This is a genomic window from Chitinophaga sp. MM2321, assembly GCF_964033635.1.
GTDB lineage: Bacteria > Bacteroidota > Bacteroidia > Chitinophagales > Chitinophagaceae > Chitinophaga.
This window is the reverse complement of the sequence record NZ_OZ035533.1, coordinates 5,417,499-5,442,769: the sequence shown is the minus strand read 5'-3', so window position 1 is coordinate 5,442,769 and position 25,271 is coordinate 5,417,499. Positions and strand designations below refer to the sequence as shown.

Here is a 25,271-nt window from a genome sequence, read left to right as displayed (position 1 = left end):
TATGCTTATTTTATGCTTACTTTTTTTCCAGCGATGCAGACAGGTTGGCGGCAGCCTCCTTTACTGCCGGCGCAGTGCTTTGCTGTAAGGCGGCCAGCGAACGTGCGAATGTGGCGTCGGCTGCACTTTTATTTTTTGTGGCTTTTAACCCCGTGGTGGTGCCATGGAGGATAGCCACCTGGTACGATTCATCCAGCTGGGCTGCCAGCGCCAGCAAGCCGCTTACTTCCCCGGTTGTATTTCTCGCTGCGATGGCATGTGCAAACGTGGTGAGATAACCACTTTTGTCTGATGCTGTTCCTTTCTTTAAACCACCCCTGGTGAGGAGGTATTGCAAAAAGTCCATGGAAATACCTGCATCAGCACTGAGTATGGCAGATTGAAACCATTTGTCTGCCGCATATTTTTCCAGCACAGCGGCCATAGCAGGCAATACTTTGGCGGTAGGGAACTGGCCCAGGCAGAGCGTGGCCTGGAAAGCCACGAGTGGCACGCTGTCAGCAGAAAGTTGTAGGAGCAAAGGCAAACAGGCAGGATAACGTTCTGATAAAATAGCCCCGTGTTCCCTGATGCCGGCGGCGCTGTCTTTCATCGCCTGGCTCACTATTTCACTGTTCAGTGCATCCAATCCTTCCAGCGTGTACAGGGCATGCAGCCGTGCGCGGGGATCAGTGGCGGTATTGAATAACTCTTTCAGCAATGGAATGGCGGCAGGGTCTTTTCGTTCAACTAACAGGCGTTGTGCATTGGAACGCCACCAGCGGCTGCTGTTTGCCAGCAGCGCCACCAGCTCGTTCGTTTTTTTGTTGTGGAGATCAGGATGCAATGCACCCGGTGTTTTTGCATTGGTGGGAATGATCCGGTAAATACGCCCGTACTGGTTGCCCAGCATAAAATCCATGTCTTCTTTGAGATCGTCGGGAATGGACACGGGTGTTTCAATATGTTGCCGGTACATGTCCACAAGGTAGAGCCATCCATCCGGTGCGTTGGTGAGGTTTACAGGGCGGAACCAGGTATCATCTGAAGCTATAAACTCTCTTTTTGATGCTGAATCAGCACTTCTGGCAGCGAAAAAGGGCCCGTTTCCAAGCATGTCAATGCGGTCGCGGTGTACGAGATTACACGATACTTCTGCGGTAAATATAGACCCATCATATTCCTGTGGAAAGCCTGCGCCATGGTAATCCGTTCCGCCGGAAGCACCGGTAAAATGACCGGCAGCATATTCTTTTCTGCCAAGACCTTGTTCATCGTATGCTTTCTGCCGGCGGGCAGAGCGTTCTGCACGCCAGTAGGGAGAAGCCGTGAGCTGGTAAACTACCGGCGTGTCTTTGTAAATATTCTCAGCGCCCTTGTAAGCAGGCAGAAAGTTGTGCCGGTGCAGGTAACGCCAGGGAATGGGAGCCGTTTGAATGTGCAGGGTGTTTTGTGTAAAGAAACGATGACCATAATCATCCATGGCAAGACCAAACTGTCCACTGCCCGATTCTACTTCAAACAATCCCTTGTCCAGCCTGAAACGGAAATCGCCCCCGCCAACGGATATGGCAGGCGCCTCCCGTTTCCTGTTAAACTTTACCGTTCCTTTCTGCCCGTTGTTGTTAGCATATATCCAGTTATCCACTCCGTAGCGGAGACTGGTGATCTGCGCTTCTGAATTATCATCAAAAAAGCCGGTGAATAATATTTCTGTACTGTCTGCCCGGCCATCGCCATCGGTATCTTTCATGAAAAGGATATCAGGAGCGGCTGTTACCAGGAGACCCTGCTGCCAGGGGAGTATGCTGGTACCGCTGGGCAGGCCTTCTGCAAAAACAATGGACGTATCAATGCGGCCATCGTTGTTGAGATCTTTTAACTGTCGGATCCTTCCGTGTCCCTTCCCTTTTTCAGGCTTGTAGGGATAGTCGCCCATTTCAATAACGAAACAGTTGCCTTGCTCGTCAAACACCATTTCCACGGGGTCTTTCACATATGGTTCTGCTGCAAACACTTCTACCCGGAAGCCATCTGCCACATCAAATGTTTTGATAGCTGCTTCCGGCGTAAGCGGGCCTTTATACCTGGCGCCGCTGCATCCGCAAAAAAGCGCCACTGTTGCGGTTGTAAAGAGTGTTTGTATGAGATGTCTGTTCTTCATGCTTTTTTCTTGTGTTAAATATTCAGGAAATCCCTAACAGAAAGGGTTGGGTATTTTTACGAGATCCTGTATTTCATTCCCTGCGTGGTTAAACCGGGCAAGTGTATAAATATTTCCCGCCGTGTCTATCGCAATGGAATTTACATACGTGGGTCTTCCGCCATCGGCGTAGAATACAGCGCCATGATCTGTATAAGTGCGGGTGGGCAGGTGATAGGTTACCACGTGCAGGTTCTCAATTCCTTTGGCACCACCTTTTGAAATCTGGCTGGCGCCTGTAACTCTTTTGCCTCCTTCGTAAACGGGGCCGCCTGTGAGGTAGTAAATGGTTTCACCATCGGGGCCAAGTATAAAACCGAGATATCCATAGCTGAACTGGTCGTACATACCGCTTTGCTGCGACAGTGCGGAAGCAATGCGGTCTACAATTTCCACCTTCTTTCCGGCAGGATCGAAACGGAATAAGTAGCCGGAATTTCCATGCACACCATAAGCTACTTTCTCCGGTGCATACCAGAATATTTTACGCCAGTTATAGCCCATACTACCGGGACGGGTAGGATCATATGTTCCGAAATAATCGATCTTCAGATTTACCCCTTCCATCTTTTCCAGGGCTGCAGCATCGGGGTGATATGAATAAATAGCCCCTTCAGCAGTAGAAAAATAAACATCTCCCTTATCCTGGTCTATAAACATAGAGCGGCAGATAGCGCGGTAATCGTCGCCTGGGGTGCCTGCTTCGCTTCGCGCACAGGTTGCGCCGAGGTTTTTTAATTCTCCTGTATCTATGTTGTAATGGATGAAATAGCCCGTTGGCCAGGTAAGTGCATATAGTTGCTTTCTTTCCTTATCCATGGTCATGGTAATGATGCCTTCACCATTTGGTGCAATGGCGAGGTCTTCAAACTTGCCGCTGTGCAGGTCGTATGAAAGGAAATGACCGCCGGGGTATAGTTTGTAGCCTTCCAGTGCATGCACATGCAGGCGTTCCATGCCATCAATCATTTCATATACACCTATATGGGAAGCAAAATATAGTTTACCGTCGCTTTCATGAAACCGCACATGGCTCTTGCCCTGGGGAATGGTGGCTTTACCTTTCTCCCCGCATATTTCCGTGAGGTCTGCCAGCAATACTGACTGGTTTTTATTGGGATCATATGCACAGATCTGCCCGCCTTTATCGTATGATTCTGATGACAACACATAATAAATCCTTCCATCACTTGCTGCGGTGATAGCATTGTAAGTATCGTGGGCCAGTTCAAAACCGGAGTAGTGGGATGTTGCTGTCAGTGTTTTATCTTTAATAGTATCTACTGAAATCATTTGCACAAGTTTGTGTTTGGATAATTTTTCTATAAGCGGAATAATCGCTGCGCATTTTTATACAGGATCTTTTTTACGGCTTTTTTATCTGGCGCCAGTTTTCTCACTTCCGCCAGGGTACCGGCTCCCGAGCAATCTTTTACCTGACCCGTAACATCAATGCAATCACTGCCATACATGAGTTTGTCCTGGTGTTTTTTCAGGAACATCTTTGCATGTTCTTCATCACGGGTGAAGGCATTCAGTCCTGAGCCGGCAGACAGATCTGCGTACACGTTAGGGTAATCGCTCAGGAGGCGGTCAGTAATGCCGCCGGGTGTTATTTTGGTTTTGGGATATAACCCTTGCTGCTCTGTATAGTTTTTGTCTATATTGGCCCACCAGGTTTGTGCATGACCAACGAAGTTTACTTTCGGATATTTTGCCAGCATATTATGAAAGCGGTCCAACCCGTAGTTGTACATATGAATTTGCCAATGCATGAGTACAGGTACATTGTAGGCTTGTGCCAGTTCATATATCTTTTGCATTTCCTTTGAATCGCAGTCCACCCCGAATTTCAGTTCGCCGATCACTACTGCGCCCAGTTTGAGGTACTTTTCAATTTCCGCTGTGGCATTTGGTAGGTCGGGGACTTCATTGGCGCCGAACCATAATTTTCCGGGGTATTGCTTTGCAAGCTGGTAGCAGGCTTCATTTCCACCGGCTTTGGCTTGCAGGCCATTGGCCTTTCCATCATGTGTAGATGGCCTGTTCACCGGCGTGCCCGCAGGCAACATGATGGTTTTTGTTACACCCAGCGCCTGTTGATGGAACATGAGATCGGCATCAGCACGTCCCATGTAACCGATATGCTGATGAATGTCTATGATCTGTTCTGCATCAGGTGCCGGCATCGCTGCGCCTTGCAGTTTTAAAGCCGTGCCGGCCAGCAGTATGCCTGCTCCTGCAATAAATTCCCTGCGTGATAACGGCATTTTACTCATGTGGATGTTTTGTTTTTATAGTGTTATAGGACGAAGAGGAATCTGTACCTGTTTTGCCAGCCTGATGACTTTCTGCAAAATGATGGATTCCGTTTCGGTGGACCATGGGGAGGGCAAGCCATATACCATACAGGCGGTCATGCCCTCGTATCCGCCTTCTCTCAATATTCTTGTAGAAGGGATGTAAGACATCACGTCGTTACAATAGCCCATCACAAAAGTGTTCAGCCCGAAAATTTCTTTCAGTTTAATGCTGTATTCCACTACCAGTTCTCCGCCCAGTCCGATTAAGGGTTGATCGTCAAGAAGCCATACCTCAATGGGGTAGGGGTAATCCGGCTCACGCTGTTCTCCGCTTTTTACTTTTGCCAGCATGCGTGCCGCCCAGCGCCTGGGATAGCCGTCTGGGCCACTGGTGGCCAGTTGCGTCAGTTTTGCTTCATCCGGAAGTGTGCTAAAAGGCAGGCGCACTTCTGCATAGGCCGTGGAGATCTTTGGTTTCAGCTTGCGCATGTCTTCTTCCAAAACCCGCTCTACTGCTGCTGCCAGCTCTTTTCCATACTGTTTTGCCAGCGGCTCGGTACCACGGGGTAGCGGGTTCTGGTCTGCACCGGCACCCTGGAAAAACAAAGCAATGGTGCCGGGATATGTTTTTTCCAGTTCTAACATGGCAAAGCCGGGGTAATCGCCGGAGAATTTATATTCACTTAATACAGTAGCGTGGCAGGCATAACCGAAAGCTACTGCCTTCAGTTTCCCTTTTGCATCCTGTACTTTTATTACCGGCACCGCGTAATCATTGGGACCGCTGAGATCTGAAATCCAGGGTATCAGTCCGGCATTATTGTTCCGCCGGTTTACCTGGAAGCGTGTAACACCATTCTCTACAAACAATTCCGCTGGTTCCAGGTCGCGGATAGCGTCGCCTACCAGCGCAACGATTTTGGTTTCAAGAGTGGCGGAATATTGGTTGATGAGGTTGATCTGTTCCTGGTTGAGTGGATAAATATCAGAGAGTGCTGTTTCCAGTACCGGTCCGGAATGTGTGTGGGAGCTGTTTAGCATGATCTGTTCGCGCAGTAAACCGAATTTTGTTTTTAGTTGATCCCGGATGCGGTCGGACATTGCTTTGGGAATGCCCAGCAGATCTGTTGTAACTAATACTGCTTTTTTACCGTCGGCATCTTCTATTATCAGGGCCTTTGCCCATAGGTCGTGTATCTTGCCTTCAGCGGGATGGGTCCTTGCCGCAAAACCGGCCATCCACATGGGTTTAGCGGGAGTGATGTTTACGCGTGCAGCACCTGCTTTCCATCCTTTTTCCTTTGCAGCCAGCGGAGATGCGAGGAGGATAAAAAAGAACAGGCATATAAACCCTGGTTTCAATTTTTTCAATTGAAAAATGTAGCGGATACTCATAGTCATCAATCGTTTATTTTTTTTCGGCCAGTTTTATTTTCTCTGCATGCTGATGTATCCGGGAAATGGCTGAAGCAATATCGTCCATGTCTGTTTTGGGTCCCAGCAGCATATTTTGTGTGAACCATACGGCTTCTTTGCACAGCTGTTCATTCTCCGGGCATTTGTTTTCTGCTACATACTTTTCAAAGTTGAGTTGTTCCTTCGGGTAGGAGTTCTGATAGGCTTTGGATTCAAAGGCATCTTTCAGGAACAGCTGGTCGTTCAATACGGTATATCCGCCGGAGCAGGGGATACCTTCCGCCCTGAGTGCTTTCAGGAATTCCTCACGCGGTAATCCTTTAAACGCTGCCTGGTTGTACCGGAAGGGGAATAAGTGGAACGCACTTCTTGTTACTTTATCATAGAGTTTATAAGGGCGGATGCCGGGGATGCCGTTTATCAGTGATTTGAGATAGGCGGCATTGTTGTTACGGATGGTGGTTTCGCCATCCAGCCGTTTCAGTAGTGAAAGCCCGATGGCTGCCTGGTATTCTGTGAGCCTTACTTTGGTGCCCTGCATGGTGCTGCCGGCGCTTATTGCGCCCACCATGGTGCCGTAAGGGTAGCCGTAGTTCTGGTAAGAAAAGCAGCGGTCCATAAACGCGTCATCATTGCTTACAATGGCGCCGCCTTCTCCGATGGCGAGGTTCTTGGAATTCTGAAAGCTGAAGCAGCCTGCATGTCCGATGGCGCCTACTTTTTTATGATCGTATTCTGCGAGGTGGGCCTGGCAGGCGTCTTCAATAACAACCAGGTTATGTTTTTGTGCGATGGCCATGATGCGGTCCATATCTGCCGGTTGGCCCAGGATGTGTACGGGTAAAATAGCCTTGGTGCGGGGAGTGATCTTTGCTTCCAGTTTGTCAGGATCTATCTGGTAGGTGTCAGGATCAATATCTACAAATATGGGCATAGCGCCGTTGGAAAGCACAGCACTGATCGTGGCGATAAAGGTATATGGGGGAACGAGTACTTCATCGCCGGTTCTGATGTTGAGCTGGTTCAGCGCCACTACCAGGGCGTTGGTACCGTTTACAACTGCCAGGCTTCTTTTAGCGCCCAGGGCTGCTGCCCATTCTTTTTCAAATTCGGTGACTACGGCGGCTCTTGACCATATCCCGCTGCGGATTACTTCTATGACTCTTTGTTCGTCGGTTTCGGGTTTCCAGATGGGCCATTTGATCCATTGGGCGGGGCGTACCGGTTGTCCGCCCAATATTGCGGGAGTATTGATGTTGCCCGGTCCGCTTAGGTGAAACGGTACGGATGCGCGTAAAGAGCCTCCCAGAAAGAGCCCTGCGGTAAGCATGCCAGAGGATTTCAGAAAAGATCTGCGCGGGTTGGAGGCGCCTTCTGGTGAGTGATGCGTTTTCATGTATGCCGGGTTTAATTTTTTATGAAGGAAAATTAAGTATCGAAGTCACTGCTCACATATTGTTGATGTTTGCTGTTTACTTTCATCCGCGGGTCCGCTGCATGATGGATCGTTCACTGTTCTGCTGGTACTGCCGGAGGATCGGTGTCTTCAAAAGCAGTAGAAATGCTGGTTGATCATCTTTCTAAAATCTAATTTACATATTTTTACGGGTGCGTGCCCGTAAATTTTTAATTTTTTCCAATTTCTTTGTTTTTATCCTTATTTACCGGGATGTTTTAAGTCCTTTTGCTATTGTAAAATTCAATATGGTAGCTGTTTTAAACCAATTGTGAAGAAAATCTGGGCTGCTTACTTTTCGTAAGAGGTGAAGTTTTCCCGGGTAATGATATCGATGGGCATATAATTCATCTTTTCCACGGGAGTGGCAAAAGCAATGTGCTGGTATAGTGCCATTACGCCTTTGTATGCCTGTTGCACGGGCTTCTGACAGATAAGAAAATCAATGGTACGGTCGTGCAGGTAGTCAATATTCTCTTTCAGGAAATCGTATCCCACCAGTATAATTTTGTGCTGTAGGCGCTGTATATAGCCTGCCACTGCGGATACCCTGGAATTGGTAACAAAGATCACCCTGATATCTTTATGCAGTTGCAACTCTTTTGAAATACCGGCTTCAATGGAAGCATGGTCAAGGCGGTGGATATTTCGTTTGATGATGATGTGTTCCTGTCCGTGTTCTTTATAATACGCTCGGAAGCCTTCTTCTTTCCTTAGCAGGTGGTGGTCATTATCAATTTCTTTTGAAATATTTACAATCAGCACTTTATCATTATCACGCAACAGGTAGCTGATCAGGTGGGCAGCGAGAAACCCGCTCTGGTAAAGGTCCGGACCAATATAGCACAGGTTGTTGCGACCGGGTATATCAGAGTCCATGAACACATAGGGAATGCCCAGCTTATCGCAGCTGGCTATAAACGCCATTGATTCTTCCATGAAAGAAGGCGCCAGCAGTATACCATCCGGCTTCATTTTAAGGATGGCATTTGCCTGCTGTACGAACGATTTTTTATCGTCCTGGTCGTAAAAATATTTATACACCTTTACACTGAACTGCATCACTTCCGCTTCGGCATCCTCAATGCCTTTCAAAGGGCCTTCCCAAAAGCTGGTTTCATCGGAGCTTTGGGGAATGAGGGTGGCAATATGTATCACTTTCCGGGAAGCCAGGCGCTGTGCATGCAGGTTTGGCTGGTAGTTCAGTTCTGCAATGATGGTATTGATCTTGTCGCGTGTTTTGCCGGAAACGCCTTTTCGTTTATGGATCACCCTGTCCACCGTAGCCCTGGATACGCCTGCTCTTCTTGCGATTTCTTTTACGCCGGCCTGTTCGCTGGTTTCTTCTTTTTTCATAGCAGCATTTGTGATACAATAATATAAATATAGGCTAAAAGCGCCTGCCTCCGCTTACATACCGGAGTTGCTGACAGGTTGATTTTATATATTTATAAAGGGGAGAGGCCCGCGTTTCAGGGCATAAAAAAAGGGGAAAATTTTTCAATTTTCCCCTTAAATGTCCGGGTGGAGGGACTCGAACCCCCATGCCTCGCGGCACCAGATCCTAAGTCTGGCATGTCTACCAATTTCACCACACCCGGGAGAATAAAATGTAAGAACTTTTGTTATTGACGCGCCCCTGAGGGCCGCGTGCTAATATATAAAAAGATCAACCTTTCTTCGTCAAAAAGGATTGCAAAGGTATTGTTTTCTTTGAATTAACAAAATGATTTTTGACCGGAGAAAGCCTTTGGCAGTTGCCTGACCATGAGATGGAGCAACTGCCAAAGGTATTTTGATACTATTGTTGTTTTGCTTTATAGCCATTCAGGCCATAGAACAAAATATAGAGATAACATGCAACCGGTATCAGGAAAGCTATTTGCCAGGTACCATGATCTTTCAGGAACCCCTGTGCATAGGAAATGATCGCGCCTCCGCAGATAGCGGTGGATAGCAGTCCTGATGCAGCGGTGGTACGCTGGCCTACGCCCTGAACAGACAAGGAAAAGATAGTGGCAAACATCACGGCATTACACAAGCCAACGGCAATCATTGTCCATACCGCCAGCATACCGGTGGTATTTACCGAAATGAGGATCAGCACTACTGCCAGGGCAGCGCATACCGATAGTACCATAGCCGGTTTCAGGACCCGCAACAAACCCGCGCCCATCAATCTGCCTACCAGCATTCCTCCCCAGTAGAATGCCACATAATTATTGGCTGCATTCTCCGGGATACCCAGCAGATCTACGATGTAATTAGTAAGAAAGGTACCGATGGACACCTCTGCACCCACATACATAAAGATGCCAATGGTACCGAATTTGAGCTGGCGGAAGGAAAAAATACTGCCTTGTTTCCCCGTGGGTAATGTTTGTGCATTGTTCACTGTGCTAATAACGGGCAAGGATAAACGGGAAACGGCAAAAGCAATGATGAGCAGCAATGCTGCAATGCCCAGATAAGGATAGCGCACTGCCTCACTGGAAGCGCCTGACTCCTGTAGCCGGGATAATATAAAATGTGCGCCGAATAACGGTGCTACGGTAGTACCGGCAGAGCCGATACCCTGGATGAGCGTTAGCCTTGCTGATGCTGTTTTAGCGGGGCCCAATGCCGTGATATAAGGATTGGCGGCCACCTGCAAAATCACAATGCCAATAGCAATCACAAATAACGCAGCCAGGAAAAGGATATATTGATGAAATACAGAAGCCGGGTAAAAGAGGAGTCCTCCAAATGCCGCTACAGCAAAGCCTAATACCATTCCGTTCTTGTAACCGGTCCTGCTCACAATCTTCCCCGCAGGTACTGACATAATACCATAGGTAAGAAAGAAATAGAACTGTACCAATGACGACTGCGAATACGTTAGCGTGAATCCTTTCTTAAAAAAAGGCACCAGCGTATCATTCAGACAGGTGATGAAACCCATCATGAAATACAGGACAGCCAGGGAAATCAGTGCAGGCATATACGACTGCTTACTATCTGTATGAGATGTAGTATGTACTGCCTCAGAAGTGGAAATAACCGCCATAATTAACTTACTTGAGTGGATAACGATTCTTTTTTAGCTGCTATCTGCTGTAATGTATTCCAGCCCTGATAAAGCCCTCTGGGTACGTGGAAACAACCTTTCCATTTACCGCCTTTTAATTGTAACAAAGGATCTCCCTGCCTGTTAAGATAGCCAAACCATTCACCATTTTCAGCATCGGGGAAATGTGACCAGGTATAGGCATGTACTTTTTCGAACCATTCCCAGCAACGTTCATCGCCGGTATGCAGATAGCCTTTGAGTAAACTGATGATGGTTTCAATATGCACCCACCATAATTTCTGATCCCATTCCAGTTGTTGTGGAGGTGCGCCTTTTACATCCAGGAAATAGAAGATGCCGCCGTTTTCCTTATCCCATCCGTATTCCAGGATGGAAAGGGTAATATCTTTTGCTTTTATGATCAGGTCCTGGTTGTTGTTGCGGGTAGCCAGGTCCATGATAAACCACATGGCTTCGAGGCCGTGACCCGGATTGATCAGTCGTCCTTCAAAGGAGTCGGAGAACTCACCATCCGGTGTAATGTTTTCGAGGATCAGCCCCATTGATGGCTGGTAGAAAATATCCATTACAGAGCGGATACCGTTGCTGATAGTGGTTTCCACTACTTCCTTGTCCAGCAGTGTTTCCATTTCCAATACGAGGTTGCAGAGGATCATGGGCAGTGCAAAATTCTGCAGCGGCCTGGTGCCCGGAAAGGCTTTGGAATACTGGCCTTTCGGGTTTTCCTGTCTTTGCAGGATATTATGAAAAGTGTCGGTAGCAATTTTGCTGTATGCTTCATTGCCGGTAGCCTGGTATAATTGTCCATAAGCCATGGCAGCGAAGCAATCGGAGAAAATATTGCAGGGCTGAATCAATGGATCACCGGTGCGGGTGAGTGAAAAGTACCAGTTGCCTGCTGCATCCCGGCCATGCTTTTTCAGAAATTCGGCGCCCTGGATAGCGCAATCCAGCCATTCCTGCTTTTGCTCCACTTTGTTGTACAACATGCTGAAACACCATACCTGTCTGCATTGCAGCCATATGAACTTGTCTGTATCAAATACTTTTCCTGTTGTATCCAGACAGGTAAAATAGCCTCCGTATTGTGGATCCTGTGAGTTTTTTAGCCAAAACGGTACTACATCATCTAAAAGATTGTTTTTGTACAACGCCGCGTATTCTTCGTATCGCATATTTATTTTGATTGATTAAATGTTTTGAGGTATTATCCTTCTAAATTAGAAAAATAATTTTATTAATAGGTAATACTAATTAATAAAATTTATTTATCATCGCTAAATAGTAAATTATTTTTTGAAATGAGTCTTTTCTGAATTTTAAGCTGATTTTTGATGGGGTCTTTTAAATAAATATTACGTAAGGGGCTTACATTAGTGCGTTATTATCGCTAAAAGTATTCGAATTGATATGGGTAAAACCTTTTTTGAAGAACTCAATAATGAAAATCTTACCGGGGTAGCCTATAAGAATATTAACCTGAAGAAGGCCGCCCTGGGCTACTTTGCCAATACCGGCAATGCCACCATTGCAGATATGTGCAAGGAACTGAACCTCAGTGCCCCCAAAGTAACCACCCTGTTGAATGACCTGATCCGGGACGGCCTGGTAAAGGATTATGGTAAAGTAGAGTCTACCGGTGGCCGCAAACCCAACTTATACGGCCTGGTACCCGACTCCGCTTTCTTTATCGGGGTGGATGTAAAGCAGGACCACCTTAACCTGGGCCTGTCTGACCTGCAGAAGAACCTGGTCCACACCTCGGAAGGATTGCCTTATAAACTGGACAATAACCAGGAATCGTTGGAGGAGCTATGTCACCAGATCAACCACTTTATCAGTGAGCTGCCGGTACCCAGAGAAAAAATCCTCGGCATCGGCATCAACTTATCTGGTCGGATCAATTATGCCTCCGGCCATAGCTACAGTTTCTTTTATTTTGATGAAGCCCCACTAAGTAAAGTCATAGAATCAAAAGTAGGCATCCGTGTTTTCCTCGAAAACGATTCCCGCGCCATGGCCTACGGTGAATTTTGTTCAGACTCCGTACACGGCGAACGCAACGTATTATTCCTGAACCTGGACTATGGCATCGGCATGGGCGTATTGATAGACGGACAACTGTACTATGGTAAATCAGGCTACAGCGGGGAAGTAGGGCATATCCCTTTATTCGATAACGAAATTATCTGCCACTGTGGTAAGAAAGGATGCCTGGAAACAGCCGCTTCCGGCTGGGCGCTGCTACGCATGTTCCGGCAGAAGTTGAAAGAAGGCTCCTCTTCCATGCTGACGCGGAAATACGCGTCGCCGGAAGATATCCAGCTACACGACATCATCCAGGCAGCTAATGACGACGACGTACTGGCCATAGAACTGATTGCAAAAATAGGGGAGAACCTGGGCCGCGGTATTGCTATACTGATCAATATCTTTAACCCTGAACTGGTGATCCTCGGCGGCAGCCTGGCCGCCACAGAAGATTACATCCGCCTCCCTATTAAAAGCGCCGTTAATAAATATTCCCTGAGCCTCGTGAATAATGATACCAAACTCCGGATCTCCCGGCTGGGTGAGCGCGCCGGCATCATTGGCGCCTGCCTGCTCGTGAGAAACAAAGTGTTGATTAATTAGGACCGTTTCCAGAATATTTGGGTATTTAATTATTTAGAGATGTAGCTATTTTGTTTCAGTAATACATATACCACTGAAACAAAATAGCTACATCTCTAAATCACAAAATCCGTAAATACTTTTTATTTTTTCTTCTTGAAAAAGGAAAACAGGCTGTTGTTGCCTTTCCATGCAACTTTTTTGGCGATGGCGGGTTGGTAGCCGGGATCATTTTCGAGGATGCGGTCAATTATTTTTTTACAGGCAGTGATGTTGCCTTTGCCTTCATATGCGAGGGCTATTGTATAATTAAATCCGGATGATTCGTTGTCCCATCCCCAGTTCATTTTCTTGTATACCTCTACGCATTTGAGGCCATATTCAATACTGCTGTCATATTCCTGTACACCCAGCAATGCTTCTGCGAGGAATGCATATACGCCAAACCTATTGTTGGGAGAGTTGTCTGACTCATCGCCATCGGCCATGATATCAAGGGTTTGCATCATATCGGTGATGGCTGCCCTGTACTTGCCCAGTTTCAATGCTGCCTTTCCCCTGAAGTAATATATTTTCATGCGGGATACTACCGGCAGCTTGTCGATACCGCCAATGGATATACGATTATTGATAGCGCCGATGCAATGTGCGTACTGGGCATTATCAAAATAGAGATACATCAGGTTGAAGTAAGCATCGCTGTCATCGGGCTTTTCCACGAGATGGTTTTCCAGTGCCTGGATCCTTTCTGCAAGATCATCTTCACTGGCTGTTTTGATAAAGGCGCGGCCGGTTTTGATACGGTCTATGTTATAGGTGATGGTATCGCGGTCGTAATCTTCCAGGTCTTCCATATCCCGGGAGATCCAGGTATCATATTCTTCCAGGATCTTGTTGTACAGGCTCAGTGCCTCCTCGTGGTGATCGAGTGTAGTGAGGTCTTCTATAATCCTTTCATGAATGGATACATAGTACATTAATGGCAGGCTGCTGCGGAAAATAGCCAGGATATTTTTCCGGTCGGTGATGGCTTCCTCCAGTTTGTTCAGGCTGTGTAAGGCGTCGGCCCTGGATTCCAGCTGTTCCCAGAAGGCGGACATGTTATACCCGATTGTATGTATGCGCACGGCTTCTTCAAAATCACCCAGTTCAAACAGGGTGATGCCGTAGTTATTACAGCACATGGCAAAGTAGTGCGGGTGGCCCGCGTAGGAGGTGCCTTTATTTTCAAACCAATAAGGGGAGTAAAGATCAAATGCTTTTTTGTAGAGGAATTTTTTTAGTTGCAGCAGCGGTAGCCTGGTGGCCTCGTCACCATAGAGCTGCATGATTTCACTGCAGATGATGCCGGCGGTGTACCAGTCGTACGGGATGCTGTAATCTGTATCCGGCCAGCTTTCGGGGAAGTGTCCGTTGGCTTTGTAACTGGCATAATACCAGTGTACAATAGTGGAAGGATAAGGCCGTGAGGCAATCGCTTTTTCATAATAAGGCAGCGATTCTCCATAGCTACCGATATTAAAGAAGGCGGTAGCGGTATAGTGGTAGAAATAAGGCTCACCGGGGTTCTGGGCGATAAACCGTTTGCCGGTGGAAATCTGTTCAAGGGTTCCTTCGTCATCATCATCTCCATAAAACTCATTCCAGAGATCTATGGTACCCCAGCAATATTCTTTGGCCAGTGCCGGATGTTGTAATCCTTCGTCCAGCAGTTCCTTTACTTTCCGGAGGAGTTTGAGCAGTTCTGCTTCCTCCTGTTCGCCGGCGGTGATCATCAGGTGCAGCATGTCAGCTGCAAAATCATAATCGGCCATCTCCAGTGCAAAGTGTATGGTAGAAAGCGTGCGGTTGTTATATACCGTATAGGCAAAGGCTTCCCGGTAAAACCCTAATGCCCGGGTTTTATCATCCAGGTGAAAGTAAACATCTCCCATGCGTGTATAACACTGGAACAGCGCCACATTCAGCTGGGGGAGGTCGTCATGATATAATGATCTGTATATTTCCTGGCTCTGTTGCATGTCTGCCAGGGCCTTCTCTGTTTCATTCTTGAGTATCCATACCTGGAAGCGGTAAAGCAGGGCTTTCGTCATCAGCTCCTCATCGCCACCATCCAGTAGTACCTGGCAGTCGCTGATGGTCTCGTCTTCTTTGTGCTCCATTACATTGGCGCCCATATAAGCCCTGTGAACGCGTGCCTGTATGTGTTTGGGGTCGTATGATAATGCTTTGCTGAATGCCGCGTAAGCGGCGTCGTATGCTTCAATGGCGGCTTCGCTGTTTTCAGCCGCTTTGGCTATTTCCAGCTTGCATAAGCCCATCAGATGCCACGCGGGTGGCTCTTCTGCATGATCTTTCAAGTAGTTTTCCAGTTGTGCTGCCGCTACCGTGTACGCCTGTTCATGATACAGCCTTTCCAGTTCTTCTAAATACATATACCTTGATATTAGGACATGCAATTTATCAATATTGGATCATGGAATACCTACCTGCCAAATAAAATCTGGATATTATTACCCGGAAATGATTTTTATACAACACCCGGTTGTTCAATTTTTCCCTCCAGGATGCTGCTGAGTTTATGACTCAGTTCACGGAGACTATTGGGTTTCGTGAAGAAGCAGGCAGCTCCTAATGCATGGGTTTCTTTTTTATCAGATTCGTGCGAAGATGTGGTGTAAATGACAACAGGGATGTGTTTCAGATGGTCTATTTTCTGCATCTCTGCCAGAAATTGTTTACCATCCACACGGGGCATATTCAGATCAAGGAAAATAAGATCAGGTACAAGGTTCTTTTCAAGTTTCTCCAGTGCGTCTTCTCCGTTGATGGCCTCATTATAAATAATATCAGGTACAAGTTCTTTTAACACGTCACCAAATATCATCCTGTCATCTACATCATCATCAATCAAAAGCACAGAACTGTATTTGCAGCTATTGAGCATAATAATTTTGAATAAAGACAAATCTATGAATTTGTTGTTATTTTCTTATCATTATAATTCAACTTATATTACCAGTCGTAATGAATCCCTATAAAGACATTATTTTTATAGATCATAAAAATTAAACAAGCTCAGGCGGATGAAAAAATATTTTATACAACTGCCATTGCCGCGGAAATTATTACTGATAGCACTCGTACCACTTATTTGTCTCATTTATTTTGGTGTTCAGATCTTCAACAGGCAAAATAATGATATCCGGAATATAGATTATCTACTGAAGCAGGTAAGCAATGCTGCTACCATTATGAAGGTAGCAGATGAAATCCACCTGGAGCGCCGCTATAGTGTGAACTATGTATTGGGTAGCAGTACGGAAGGGGATCTGCTCCTGCAACGCGCCAAAACAGATCTGGCGATTGATGCCGTGAGAAATAAACTGACGGATACTGACAGCCGCTTCTTTCAATACAGCCTGCTCAGTACACTCCATAAGAAGAGATTGGAGATTGACAACAAGAATATGCCACACCGGGAAGTGCTGGACTATTATTCAAATATCATCTTCCGGCTGAATAACCTGTCAAGAACCAGTACGCCCAATATTTCTATCCTGGAAACATTAGAACGGGACCTGAATACACAATTCCTGCTATCGCAGATGGCCGCCTACCAGGGTATGATCCGCATGGATCTTTACTATTTCATGTTGAAGAAAGAAGTATGGCCCGAAGATTTTGCGCGGATAGAGAATAACTATGAGATGTATGCATCACTGCGCACAGAGTTTATAGATAAGGCTTCTCCTGCTACCGTTAAAGAATTCGGCGCCATGGAGCAGTCCAACGAGTTTAAGATCACCAATGATTTTATCAGTAATGCGATTAAAACAAGAAAGATAGATACGTTGTTTAATTCTGATTCCTGGTGGGACAATTCCGCTATTGCCACCGACCAGTTGAAACTGTTGCAACGGTCTATTATTGACAAGGTGAGCAGAGATGCGAGCACCATATCCGAAAAAGAGAATCAGCTCAAAACCGTGTACCTCGTATTCCTGGTACTGATTGTTGTGTTGGTGATCGTGTTCCTGTGGTTTACCATCACTACTATTACGGCAAGCCTGGACATCCTCCGGACAGCCGCTGGGAAGATAGCCAGGGGCATGACTGGGATTGATCCGGGCATTCACAGCAAAGATGCTATTGGCAGCCTGGCGAAGTCCTTCGTGCAGATTGACGAAACCAACCAGGAACTGGCTGAGGCAGCAGACAGCATCGGTAAAGGGAATTTTAATATTGATGTGAAAGCCCGCAGCAGCAATGATCTGCTGGGTACTGCCATCGTACAGATGGCTACCGATCTGAAAACATTACGTGGTACACAGGAACAAAAAATATGGGTGCAGACAGGATTGACCCGCATTAGCGAAACACTGTTGGCGGAAAGGGATATGACAACACTTAGCAATGATGCACTCACCGACCTGGTACAATATACGGGTGCACAAACAGGGGTGTTGTATGTACGGCAGGCGGGTGAGCTGCATTTCGGGGCAGGTTATGCCTTGTCAAATGAATATCCCGCGCCAGCTATAATACCTGCCGGCAAAACATTGCTGGGACAGGCTATCACGCAACGTGATCCCATATATTTGCAGGAAGCGCCGGATAGTTTTTTACATATTGCCGGTGTCATTGCTTCCACCCAGCCGGGATATGTACTGATCATCCCGTTGATCCATGCCGGTATTGCAGAAGGTGTGATAGAAATAGGGTCCTTGTTTCCTTTTTCAGAAACTGTGATAGACTACGCAAAACAGGCATCGGTCAATATTGCGGTGGCTTTGCAAAGCACAAAAAGCAGAACGAAATTACAGGAGCTGCTGGAGGAAACACAGTCGCAGGCAGAAGAATTGCAGGTGCAGCACAGTGAGCTGGAAAGCCTGAATGTAGAGCTGGAATCGCAAACACAGAAGTTACAGGTATCAGAAGAAGAACTGAAAGTACAACAGGAAGAACTGATGCAATCCAATGCTGAACTGGAAGAAAGAAGCCGCCTGCTGGAAGAAAAAAATCAGATTATCGTAGAGCGCAGCCTGGACATTCATAAGAAAGTGGAAGAGCTGGCACTCAGTACCAAATACAAATCGGAGTTCCTGGCGAATATGTCGCATGAACTGCGTACCCCACTTAATTCTATCCTGCTCTTATCGCGGCTGCTGTCAGAAAATAATGAACATAACCTCAATAGCGACCAGGTAGAATATGCACAGGTGATCAACAGTTCAGGAAAAGGATTGCTGACGCTGATTGATGAAATCCTGGATCTGTCAAAAATAGAATCGGGTAAGATGGAGCTGGATTATAACCCGGTGTACATCGCCAATATCCTCTCTAACATGCAGGCATTGTTTGAGCCGATTGCCCGTGAGAAAGGGCTGTTGCTACAACTGGTTACAGCTCCGGGATTAGCGCCTACTATTGAAACAGACCAGAGCAGGTTGGAACAGATCCTGAAAAATTTATTATCCAACGCATTGAAATTTACGGCCAGGGGTTCTGTTACCCTGAAAGTTCAACCGGCTGAAACCAGCGATAGTATTTGTTTTGTGGTGAAAGATACTGGTATCGGTATCCCTGTTGATAAGCAGCAGGTGGTTTTTGAAGCCTTTCAACAGGCGGATGGTTCTACCAGGAGAAAGTATGGTGGAACGGGCCTGGGGCTTTCTATCAGCCGTGAGCTGGCCAAATTGCTGGGTGGACAAATAAGTCTGCATAGCAACGAAAATGAAGGCAGTGAATTTTCTATTACAGTACCCATTGCACGCAAGTCGTCGCCGGTGGTGGTGAAACCGGTAGTGGTACCACCTCAGGGGCCAACAGAAACCTATTTAACCAACGGCGCTCCTGCCAGGGAACCTTATCTTTCTGCCACAATCCCGGCGGATATTGAAGATGACCGGGAAGCAGTAAACGCGGGCGATGCGGTGATCCTGATTGTAGAAGATGATACGCATTTTGCCAAAGCGTTGCTCGACTTTACGCGGAGACGCGGCTATAAAGGTGTGGTGACCGTACGTGGCGACCAGGCCGGTGAGCTTGCCCGGAAATACACGCCTATCGGTATTTTACTGGATATACAACTGCCGGTAAAAGACGGTTGGCAGGTCATGGAAGAACTGAAGAATGATCCGGTTACCCGGCCTATCCCGGTACATATCATTTCCTCTATGGAAGTGAAAAGGGAAAGTCTGATGAAAGGGGCTGTGGACTTTGTGAGTAAGCCGGTGACCATAGAAAGCATGCAGCTTATTTTTGAAAAGATAGAGTTTGTACTGCGCCGCTCTGCTAAAAAGGTACTGATCCTGGAAGAGAATACGAAGCACGCCAAGGCATTGGCTTACTTCCTTAGTAGCTACCAGGTGAGTTCCGAGATCAGTAATAGTGTGGAAGAAGGTGTACAACTGTTACAGCAGCATAATGTAGATTGTGTGATCCTGGATATGGGTATCCCCGACCAGCGTGCCTACGAAGCACTGGAAATGGTGAAAGGAATAAAAGGACTCGAAAATCTTCCTGTTATCATCTTTACCGGTAAAAGCCTTTCCAGGGCGGAAGAACAACGCATCCGGCAATATGCGGATTCTATTGTGGTAAAAACAGCTCACTCCTACCAGCGCATGCTGGATGAAGTATCATTGTTCCTGCACCTGGTATCTGAGAATGCACCGGCGCCCCTGATGGGCAATGGAAAGATGGCGTTACTCAATGAAGTATTGAAAGATAAAACCGTATTGATTGCTGATGATGATGTACGCAATATCTATTCACTCACCAAGGCGTTGGAGAAACACCAGATGAAAGTGTTGTCGGCTATTGATGGTAAAGAAGCGTTACAGCAGTTGAAGGAGCAGGCGGTGGATGTTGTGCTGATGGATATGATGATGCCGGAAATGGACGGCTATGATGCAATTGCGGCCATCCGCAAACAGCCGGCTCTTGCCAACCTGCCGGTGATAGCGGTTACCGCAAAGGCCATGATGGGAGACAGAGAGAAGTGTTTGCAGGCAGGTGCATCTGATTATATTTCCAAACCGGTGGATGTAGACCAATTGCTTTCATTACTACGGGTATGGCTATACGATAAAGGAATGAAATAATTATGGAACACAAACAAGTACTGATAATAGACGATGATACCCGCAATATTTTTGCGTTGAAAGCGGTATTAAATTCCAGGAACATTGCTTGTCTGTCGGCTACCACAGCCGCTGAAGGGTTACAGTTACTGGAGCAGGATCACCAGGTAGGCGTAGTGTTGATGGATATTATGATGCCGGACATGGATGGTTATGAAACCATTGCCGCGCTTCGCGCCAATACAAAAAACAGGCGGTTACCGGTTATTGCTGTTACAGCACAAGCCATGGTGGGCGACCGGGAAAAATGCCTGGAAGCCGGCGCTGATAATTATATTTCCAAACCCATTGATGTAGATGTGTTGCTGGCGCAGATACAACAATATTTATCGGTATAAATGTGATTAGAAATCATGTTAGTGAGCAGGAAGTAGAAATGCTGTTGAATGATATACTGGAAAGATATGGATATGATTTTACTGAATATGCGCACGCTTCCATCAACAGAAGGGTGAACCATCTTTACCAGTCGGACCGGTTTCCCAGCTTCGCGGAGTTCCGCTACCGCATCATCTCCGATCCTGAATATGCCATGCGCTTTGTGGAAGAGATTACGGTAAATGTAACAGAGATGTTCCGTGATCCGCATTTTTACAGCGCATTAAAGCAGGCGGTATTGCCGGTACTGGCTACTTATCCGTTTATCCGGATCTGGCATGCTGGCTGTTCTTCGGGAGAAGAAGTGTATTCGCTGGCTATCTTGCTGAAAGAAGCCAACCTGCTGCACAAATCAGTGATCTACGCCACGGATATCAATACCAGTGTGCTGGAAAAAGGACGCAAAGGCATTTTTCCTATTTCACAGATGCAGCAATATTCCCGCAATTATATGCAGGCAGGCGGTTTGCAGGATTTTTCCGCTTACTATACGGCTAATTATGAATATGCAAAATTCAGCGAATACCTGGGAGAGAAGATTATTTTCTCTCCGCATAACCTGGTTACTGATGGTTCTTTTAATGAATTTCAACTGATCATCTGCCGGAATGTGTTGATCTATTTTAATAAAAACTTACAGGATAAAGTACTCAGATTGTTCTGTGACAGCCTGGAACAGCTGGGTTTCCTGGCACTTGGTAGTAAGGAAACGCTTAACTTCACCACGGTAGTCAGGCAATTCAAACAACTGGAAAATAAAGAGAAGATCTGGCGTAAAAATCATCTGTAAGGAAAAATCATGGGCTCTATGACAACTGCATCGCACCTGGTGCTAATAGGAGGTTCTGCGGGAGGTTTGCAGGCCATTTTAAAGTTTCTGCCGCTACTTGATATCCGGTTGAAAGCCGCCATGATCATTGTGTTGCACCGGCAAAGCCACTATGACTCTTTGCTGACGGAACTGTTGGCCGTTAAAACCCACCTGCCGGTGAAGGAAGCCGAAGAAAAAGAAGCACTGCTGCCAGGTGTTATTTACATTGCCCCGGCAGATTATCATTTGCTGATAGAAACAGACCACACTTTGTCGCTCGATTACTCCGAGAAAGTGCATTTCAGCCGTCCCAGCATAGACGTTACTTTTATATCTGCTGCAGCTGTGTATGGCGCAAAGCTGGCAGCAGCACTGCTTTCCGGCGCCAATACGGATGGTGTGGAAGGACTGATAGCAGTGCATGAAGCCGGTGGCACTACACTGGTACAGGATCCGGACACGGCGGAGGTGGACTACATGCCCCGGCAGGCTATACAGTCGGCCACCATAGACCGTATCCTCCACGCGGAAGAGATGGCGGCATTTATTAATCACTTTGCAGATGAAGATACCCACCAGGGTACGGTTATTGAAAATATATCTTAGTAATACCTGTTTAGTATGATCCTGATTGTAGACGATAAGCCGGAAAATATATTATCCATGCGAAAAACACTTGAACTGTATAAGTTTGAAGTGGATACGGCTTTGTCCGGCGAGGAAGCGTTGAAAAAGATATTGAAACACAGTTACACACTGATCATCCTGGATGTGCAAATGCCCAGTATGGACGGCTTTGAGGTAGCAGAAGCTATTTCCGGTTACAGCAAAGCAAAAGATATTCCCATCATTTTTCTTTCCGCAGTAAATAAAGACAAACGCTTTATTGTAAAAGGCTATGACTCCGGCGGCATCGACTACCTCACCAAACCGGTGGATACCGATGTGCTGCTGATGAAAGTAAAAACATTCTCCCGCCTGTACCAGCAGTCGCAGGAACTGAAACTGATGCATCAGTCGCTCCGCGACGAAGTGGAAGTGCGCAAGCTGGTGGAGATAGCCCTCAGCAAAAAAGTAAATGAGCTGCATACCACGCTGGAAGTACTGCCACAGATAGCTTTTACCCTTACTACAGATGGACGTATTGAATACGCCAACCGCAACTGGTTTAAGTACGCAGATAATATTGCACAGCTACCGGAAACACTGCCCATGGATAAAAGTATGCAGGCATATCTCCGGGAAGCGATTGAGCTGGGCATGCCGCTGGAAAAAGAAGTATACCTGAAAGATAAGCTGGATAAGAGTTACCGCTGTCATCTGCTGCGGGTAATACCGGTGCGGGAGGGAGAAGGAATTGCAAAATGGATCGGTACTTTTACAGATATAGGCCACCAGAAGCAGGCAAATGAAATACTGGAACAGAAAGTAAAGGAACGGACAGAAGAACTCATCGAGATCAACAAATCACTGGAAGCCAGTAACCACGATCTGCAACAGTTTGCCTCAGTAGCTTCCCATGACCTGAAAGAACCGTTGCGCAAAATTCAGCTTTTCGGGACCATTTTACGCGATAAGTTCCTGCGGACGGACCCAAATGCCCTGTCGTACATGGAGCGGATTGTAGGCTCCTCTGAACGCATGGCGCGGTTGATCAATGACCTGCTGAGTTACTCCCGGTTATCGGTTACAAATATCTACGAACTAACAGATCTGAATGTGGTGGTGGATGAAATTCTCAGTGACCTGGAACTGACCATCATGGAGAAGGATGCCGCTATACATGTGGCAAAAATGCCTCAGATTGAAGTGGTGCCCGGACAGATCAGGCAGGTTTTTCAGAACATCATCAGCAATGCGTTGAAATTTACGCGGGTAGACATGGCGCCGGAAATCAGCATTACGGCCGAACTGGTAGCGGAAAATCTTCCTGGCAGCGACGTACAGCCCATGGGGCCCTATTGTCGTATCACGATCAGCGATAACGGGATCGGCTTTAATGAAAAATATCTCTCTAAAATATTTACCATCTTCCAGCGGTTACATAATTCTGAATTGTATGAAGGAACGGGTATCGGGCTGGCCATTGCGAAAAAAGTAATTGATAAACACCAGGGTGTGATTACTGCCAGCAGTACGGAAGGGGTGGGTACTTCGTTTATTATTGTGCTGCCGGTACAGCAGGCCAGACAGGTAAACCCGCAACCATAAATAAAAAAAAGTCCGGTCAGAGACCAGACTTTTTTTTGGTGGAGGATAACGGGCTCGAACCGTTCACCTCAAACATGCCATGCTTGCGCTCTACCAGATGAGCTAATCCCCCAATTCCCCTTTCAGGAGTGCAAAAATATATTTTTTCCGGGAAAACCCAACATTTTATAAAAAATCTTTGAAGATTCCTTCTATTGTTTCTCTTAATTCCCGTAGCAGCAAAGGTTTCCGGAGTAATTTAATTACCAGCGGATTAGCATTTGTACGGGTAATATCGCTATAATCAAGTGAAGAGGATACCATAATGATATGGCATTGTGATTTAATTTTGGCCGGATAGGAATCAAAAGCATGTAAAAATTCAAAGCCATCCATTTCCGGCATCTGGATATCCAGTAAGATAATAGTGGGCGGAATTTTAGGTAAGGTAATGTTGGAAGATAAAAATTCCAGCGCCTTGTTGGCATTTACAAATGAAAGTACCGTTCTGCTGATTTGTTGAAAGGTAATCAACTTCTCATGCAGTAATAAATCAATCTCATTGTCATCTATCAATATGACACGCAGGTCAGGTATCGAATTCATTTCTATTGGGGATGGTAATTTCAAATTGAGTGCCTTCGCCGTATTTTGACTCTACATTGATGGTTCCGCCAATTTTATTCAGGGCCTCTTTTACAATGTAAAGCCCTATACCGCTGCCGGGCTTATTGTTATTTTTGGAACGGAAAAACATCTTGAAAATATTATTCAGATGCTCACTCAGAATACCGATGCCGTTGTCACGAATACAGATCGTAGCTTTATGCGGTTCTACTTTTACAGCCAGGTTAACCATTGGGTCCGTTTCGTCCGGATTCTGGTATTTAACAGCGTTTGAAATCAGGTTATTTAAAATTACACTTATCCGGAAAGTATCGCCACGGAAATCGATCTCCTGCTCTACCTGCGTCTGAAAACGGATATCCGTATTCTGCGGCTTGAATGCAATGATACAATCACTCAACAGGTTATTAAAATCTATCTTTTCATATTCTACTTCCAGCCGTGTGTTCCGGTAGTATTCGATGATCTTTTGTATAAATCCATCCAGCTTTAATACGCAGGATTCTACCATGACCATATAGCCGTTAGGATCTACAACAGAGTTATCCAGCCGGGAAAGGTTAATGATCCCAAGTACAGACATCAGTGGAGAACGCAGGTCATGAGAGGTGGAATAAATAAAGCGGTTTAATTCGTCGTTCGTTCGCTCCAGCTCTTCAATTTTTTCACGCAGCTGCTTGCGCGTGCGATATATCTCATACGCGTTGTTGATGGTTTTGTGCAGCTCATTCTCGTCCCACGGTTTCTTGATATAAGAGAAGATATGTCCTTTGTTGATGGCATCGATGATGTCATCAACATCAGTATATCCTGTGAGCAATACGCGCATCGGATCGGGAAGGGTATCTTTTATCTCATTAAAAAACTCCACCCCCGTAGATACCGGCATTTTCTGGTCCGCTATGATGATGTGTACCATAATCTCCTTCAGTAACTGCTTGCCTTCCTGCGCTGAATTGGCAGTGTAGATCTCATAACTTCTGCGGAACGAAGCTTTAAATGCATTCAGATTATGGAGTTCATCATCTATGTATAATATTCTTATACGGTTTTCTTTCATTGAGGGTACTAACTTAT

At 46.3% G+C, this 25,271-nt stretch carries 18 protein-coding genes and 2 tRNA genes; 6 read left to right on the top strand and 14 right to left on the bottom strand.

Going from position 1 to position 25,271, the window contains the following annotated elements; translation table 11 throughout:
- Positions 1-16: 16 nt before the first annotated feature.
- From ABQ275_RS21145 to ABQ275_RS21105, 9 genes are all read right to left on the bottom strand, one after another.
- A complete protein-coding gene (locus tag ABQ275_RS21145) occupies positions 17-2,143 on the bottom strand; it encodes a PVC-type heme-binding CxxCH protein (RefSeq protein WP_349315124.1) in 2,127 nt (708 codons plus the stop codon).
- A gap of 33 nt (positions 2,144-2,176) precedes the next feature.
- A complete protein-coding gene (locus ABQ275_RS21140) occupies positions 2,177-3,475 on the bottom strand; it encodes a hypothetical protein (protein WP_349315123.1) in 1,299 nt (432 codons plus the stop codon).
- A 29-nt stretch (positions 3,476-3,504) separates the two neighbouring features.
- A complete protein-coding gene (locus ABQ275_RS21135) occupies positions 3,505-4,461 on the bottom strand; it encodes an amidohydrolase family protein (protein ID WP_349315122.1) in 957 nt (318 codons plus the stop codon).
- 15 nt (positions 4,462-4,476) lie between these two features.
- Entirely contained in the window at positions 4,477-5,886 is a 1,410-nt protein-coding gene (locus ABQ275_RS21130; protein WP_349315121.1) for a neutral/alkaline non-lysosomal ceramidase N-terminal domain-containing protein, read from the bottom strand.
- 7 nt (positions 5,887-5,893) lie between these two features.
- Positions 5,894-7,297, bottom strand: coding sequence for an aminotransferase class I/II-fold pyridoxal phosphate-dependent enzyme (locus tag ABQ275_RS21125; RefSeq protein WP_349315120.1), 1,404 nt, complete (start codon positions 7,295-7,297; stop codon positions 5,894-5,896).
- A gap of 351 nt (positions 7,298-7,648) precedes the next feature.
- Complete coding sequence (locus ABQ275_RS21120) at positions 7,649-8,713, bottom strand: substrate-binding domain-containing protein (RefSeq protein WP_349315119.1); 1,065 nt, start codon at positions 8,711-8,713, stop codon at positions 7,649-7,651.
- A 163-nt stretch (positions 8,714-8,876) separates the two neighbouring features.
- Positions 8,877-8,958 (bottom strand) — tRNA-Leu (locus ABQ275_RS21115).
- Positions 8,959-9,158: 200 nt separating this feature from the next.
- Positions 9,159-10,403: a sugar MFS transporter gene (locus tag ABQ275_RS21110; RefSeq protein ID WP_349315118.1), complete on the bottom strand. Its 1,245-nt coding sequence runs from the start codon at positions 10,401-10,403 to the stop codon at positions 9,159-9,161.
- A 2-nt stretch (positions 10,404-10,405) separates the two neighbouring features.
- Positions 10,406-11,602 carry an AGE family epimerase/isomerase gene (locus tag ABQ275_RS21105; RefSeq protein ID WP_349315117.1) on the bottom strand — a complete coding sequence of 399 codons (1,197 nt, stop codon included), beginning with the start codon at positions 11,600-11,602 and terminating at the stop codon, positions 10,406-10,408.
- 235 nt (positions 11,603-11,837) lie between these two features.
- Between ABQ275_RS21105 and ABQ275_RS21100 the strand changes: the two genes are divergently transcribed.
- Positions 11,838-13,061, top strand: a complete 1,224-nt coding sequence (locus ABQ275_RS21100) for an ROK family protein (RefSeq protein ID WP_349315116.1) — start codon at positions 11,838-11,840, stop codon at positions 13,059-13,061.
- A 122-nt stretch (positions 13,062-13,183) separates the two neighbouring features.
- Here the strand turns inward: ABQ275_RS21100 and ABQ275_RS21095 are convergent, their stop codons facing one another.
- Together ABQ275_RS21095 and ABQ275_RS21090 are read right to left on the bottom strand one after the other, a co-directional pair.
- Positions 13,184-15,475 carry a hypothetical protein gene (locus ABQ275_RS21095; RefSeq protein ID WP_349315115.1) on the bottom strand — a complete coding sequence of 764 codons (2,292 nt, stop codon included), beginning with the start codon at positions 15,473-15,475 and terminating at the stop codon, positions 13,184-13,186.
- A 95-nt stretch (positions 15,476-15,570) separates the two neighbouring features.
- Positions 15,571-15,960 (bottom strand): response regulator, encoded by a 390-nt coding sequence (locus ABQ275_RS21090; RefSeq protein ID WP_349315114.1) that lies wholly within the window; start codon positions 15,958-15,960, stop codon positions 15,571-15,573.
- A gap of 166 nt (positions 15,961-16,126) precedes the next feature.
- Between ABQ275_RS21090 and ABQ275_RS21085 the strand changes: the two genes are divergently transcribed.
- The 5 genes from ABQ275_RS21085 to ABQ275_RS21065 are packed head-to-tail and all read left to right on the top strand — an operon-like array spanning position 16,127 to position 23,588.
- Complete coding sequence (locus ABQ275_RS21085; protein WP_349315113.1) at positions 16,127-20,149, top strand: response regulator; 4,023 nt, start codon at positions 16,127-16,129, stop codon at positions 20,147-20,149.
- A 2-nt stretch (positions 20,150-20,151) separates the two neighbouring features.
- A complete protein-coding gene (locus tag ABQ275_RS21080; RefSeq protein WP_349315112.1) occupies positions 20,152-20,526 on the top strand; it encodes a response regulator in 375 nt (124 codons plus the stop codon).
- A gap of 2 nt (positions 20,527-20,528) precedes the next feature.
- Positions 20,529-21,356, top strand: a complete 828-nt coding sequence (locus tag ABQ275_RS21075; RefSeq protein ID WP_349315111.1) for a protein-glutamate O-methyltransferase CheR — start codon at positions 20,529-20,531, stop codon at positions 21,354-21,356.
- 18 nt (positions 21,357-21,374) lie between these two features.
- Positions 21,375-21,983, top strand: coding sequence for a chemotaxis protein CheB (locus ABQ275_RS21070; RefSeq protein ID WP_349315110.1), 609 nt, complete (start codon positions 21,375-21,377; stop codon positions 21,981-21,983).
- Between the two features lie 57 nt (positions 21,984-22,040).
- Complete coding sequence (locus ABQ275_RS21065; protein ID WP_349315109.1) at positions 22,041-23,588, top strand: ATP-binding protein; 1,548 nt, start codon at positions 22,041-22,043, stop codon at positions 23,586-23,588.
- A gap of 36 nt (positions 23,589-23,624) precedes the next feature.
- Here the strand turns inward: ABQ275_RS21065 and ABQ275_RS21060 are convergent.
- From ABQ275_RS21060 to ABQ275_RS21050, 3 genes are all read right to left on the bottom strand, one after another.
- Positions 23,625-23,700 (bottom strand) — tRNA-Ala (locus ABQ275_RS21060).
- A gap of 53 nt (positions 23,701-23,753) precedes the next feature.
- Complete coding sequence (locus ABQ275_RS21055) at positions 23,754-24,173, bottom strand: response regulator (protein ID WP_349315108.1); 420 nt, start codon at positions 24,171-24,173, stop codon at positions 23,754-23,756.
- Entirely contained in the window at positions 24,157-25,254 is a 1,098-nt protein-coding gene (locus ABQ275_RS21050) for a hybrid sensor histidine kinase/response regulator (RefSeq protein WP_349315107.1), read from the bottom strand. Before ABQ275_RS21050 ends, ABQ275_RS21055 begins: the two co-directional genes overlap by 17 nt.
- Between the last annotated feature and the right edge of the window lie 17 nt (positions 25,255-25,271).

Excerpts from the sequence above, each read along its gene's own strand:
- ABQ275_RS21055 (WP_349315108.1), bottom strand. The coding sequence starts at position 24,173 with ATGAATTCGATACCTGACCTGCGTGTCATATTGATAGATGACAATGAG.
- ABQ275_RS21145 (WP_349315124.1), bottom strand. The coding sequence starts at position 2,143 with ATGAAGAACAGACATCTCATACAAACACTCTTTACAACCGCAACAGTG.
- ABQ275_RS21065 (WP_349315109.1), top strand. The coding sequence starts at position 22,041 with ATGCGAAAAACACTTGAACTGTATAAGTTTGAAGTGGATACGGCTTTG.
- ABQ275_RS21105 (WP_349315117.1), bottom strand. The coding sequence starts at position 11,602 with ATGCGATACGAAGAATACGCGGCGTTGTACAAAAACAATCTTTTAGAT.
- ABQ275_RS21095 (WP_349315115.1), bottom strand. The coding sequence starts at position 15,475 with ATGTATTTAGAAGAACTGGAAAGGCTGTATCATGAACAGGCGTACACG.
- ABQ275_RS21130 (WP_349315121.1), bottom strand. The coding sequence starts at position 5,886 with ATGACTATGAGTATCCGCTACATTTTTCAATTGAAAAAATTGAAACCA.
- ABQ275_RS21135 (WP_349315122.1), bottom strand. The coding sequence starts at position 4,461 with ATGAGTAAAATGCCGTTATCACGCAGGGAATTTATTGCAGGAGCAGGC.
- ABQ275_RS21050 (WP_349315107.1), bottom strand. The coding sequence starts at position 25,254 with ATGAAAGAAAACCGTATAAGAATATTATACATAGATGATGAACTCCAT.
- ABQ275_RS21140 (WP_349315123.1), bottom strand. The coding sequence starts at position 3,475 with ATGATTTCAGTAGATACTATTAAAGATAAAACACTGACAGCAACATCC.
- ABQ275_RS21110 (WP_349315118.1), bottom strand. The coding sequence starts at position 10,403 with ATGGCGGTTATTTCCACTTCTGAGGCAGTACATACTACATCTCATACA.
- ABQ275_RS21125 (WP_349315120.1), bottom strand. The coding sequence starts at position 7,297 with ATGAAAACGCATCACTCACCAGAAGGCGCCTCCAACCCGCGCAGATCT.
- ABQ275_RS21080 (WP_349315112.1), top strand. The coding sequence starts at position 20,152 with ATGGAACACAAACAAGTACTGATAATAGACGATGATACCCGCAATATT.
- ABQ275_RS21120 (WP_349315119.1), bottom strand. The coding sequence starts at position 8,713 with ATGAAAAAAGAAGAAACCAGCGAACAGGCCGGCGTAAAAGAAATCGCA.
- ABQ275_RS21070 (WP_349315110.1), top strand. The coding sequence starts at position 21,375 with ATGACAACTGCATCGCACCTGGTGCTAATAGGAGGTTCTGCGGGAGGT.
- ABQ275_RS21085 (WP_349315113.1), top strand. The coding sequence starts at position 16,127 with ATGAAAAAATATTTTATACAACTGCCATTGCCGCGGAAATTATTACTG.
- ABQ275_RS21100 (WP_349315116.1), top strand. The coding sequence starts at position 11,838 with ATGGGTAAAACCTTTTTTGAAGAACTCAATAATGAAAATCTTACCGGG.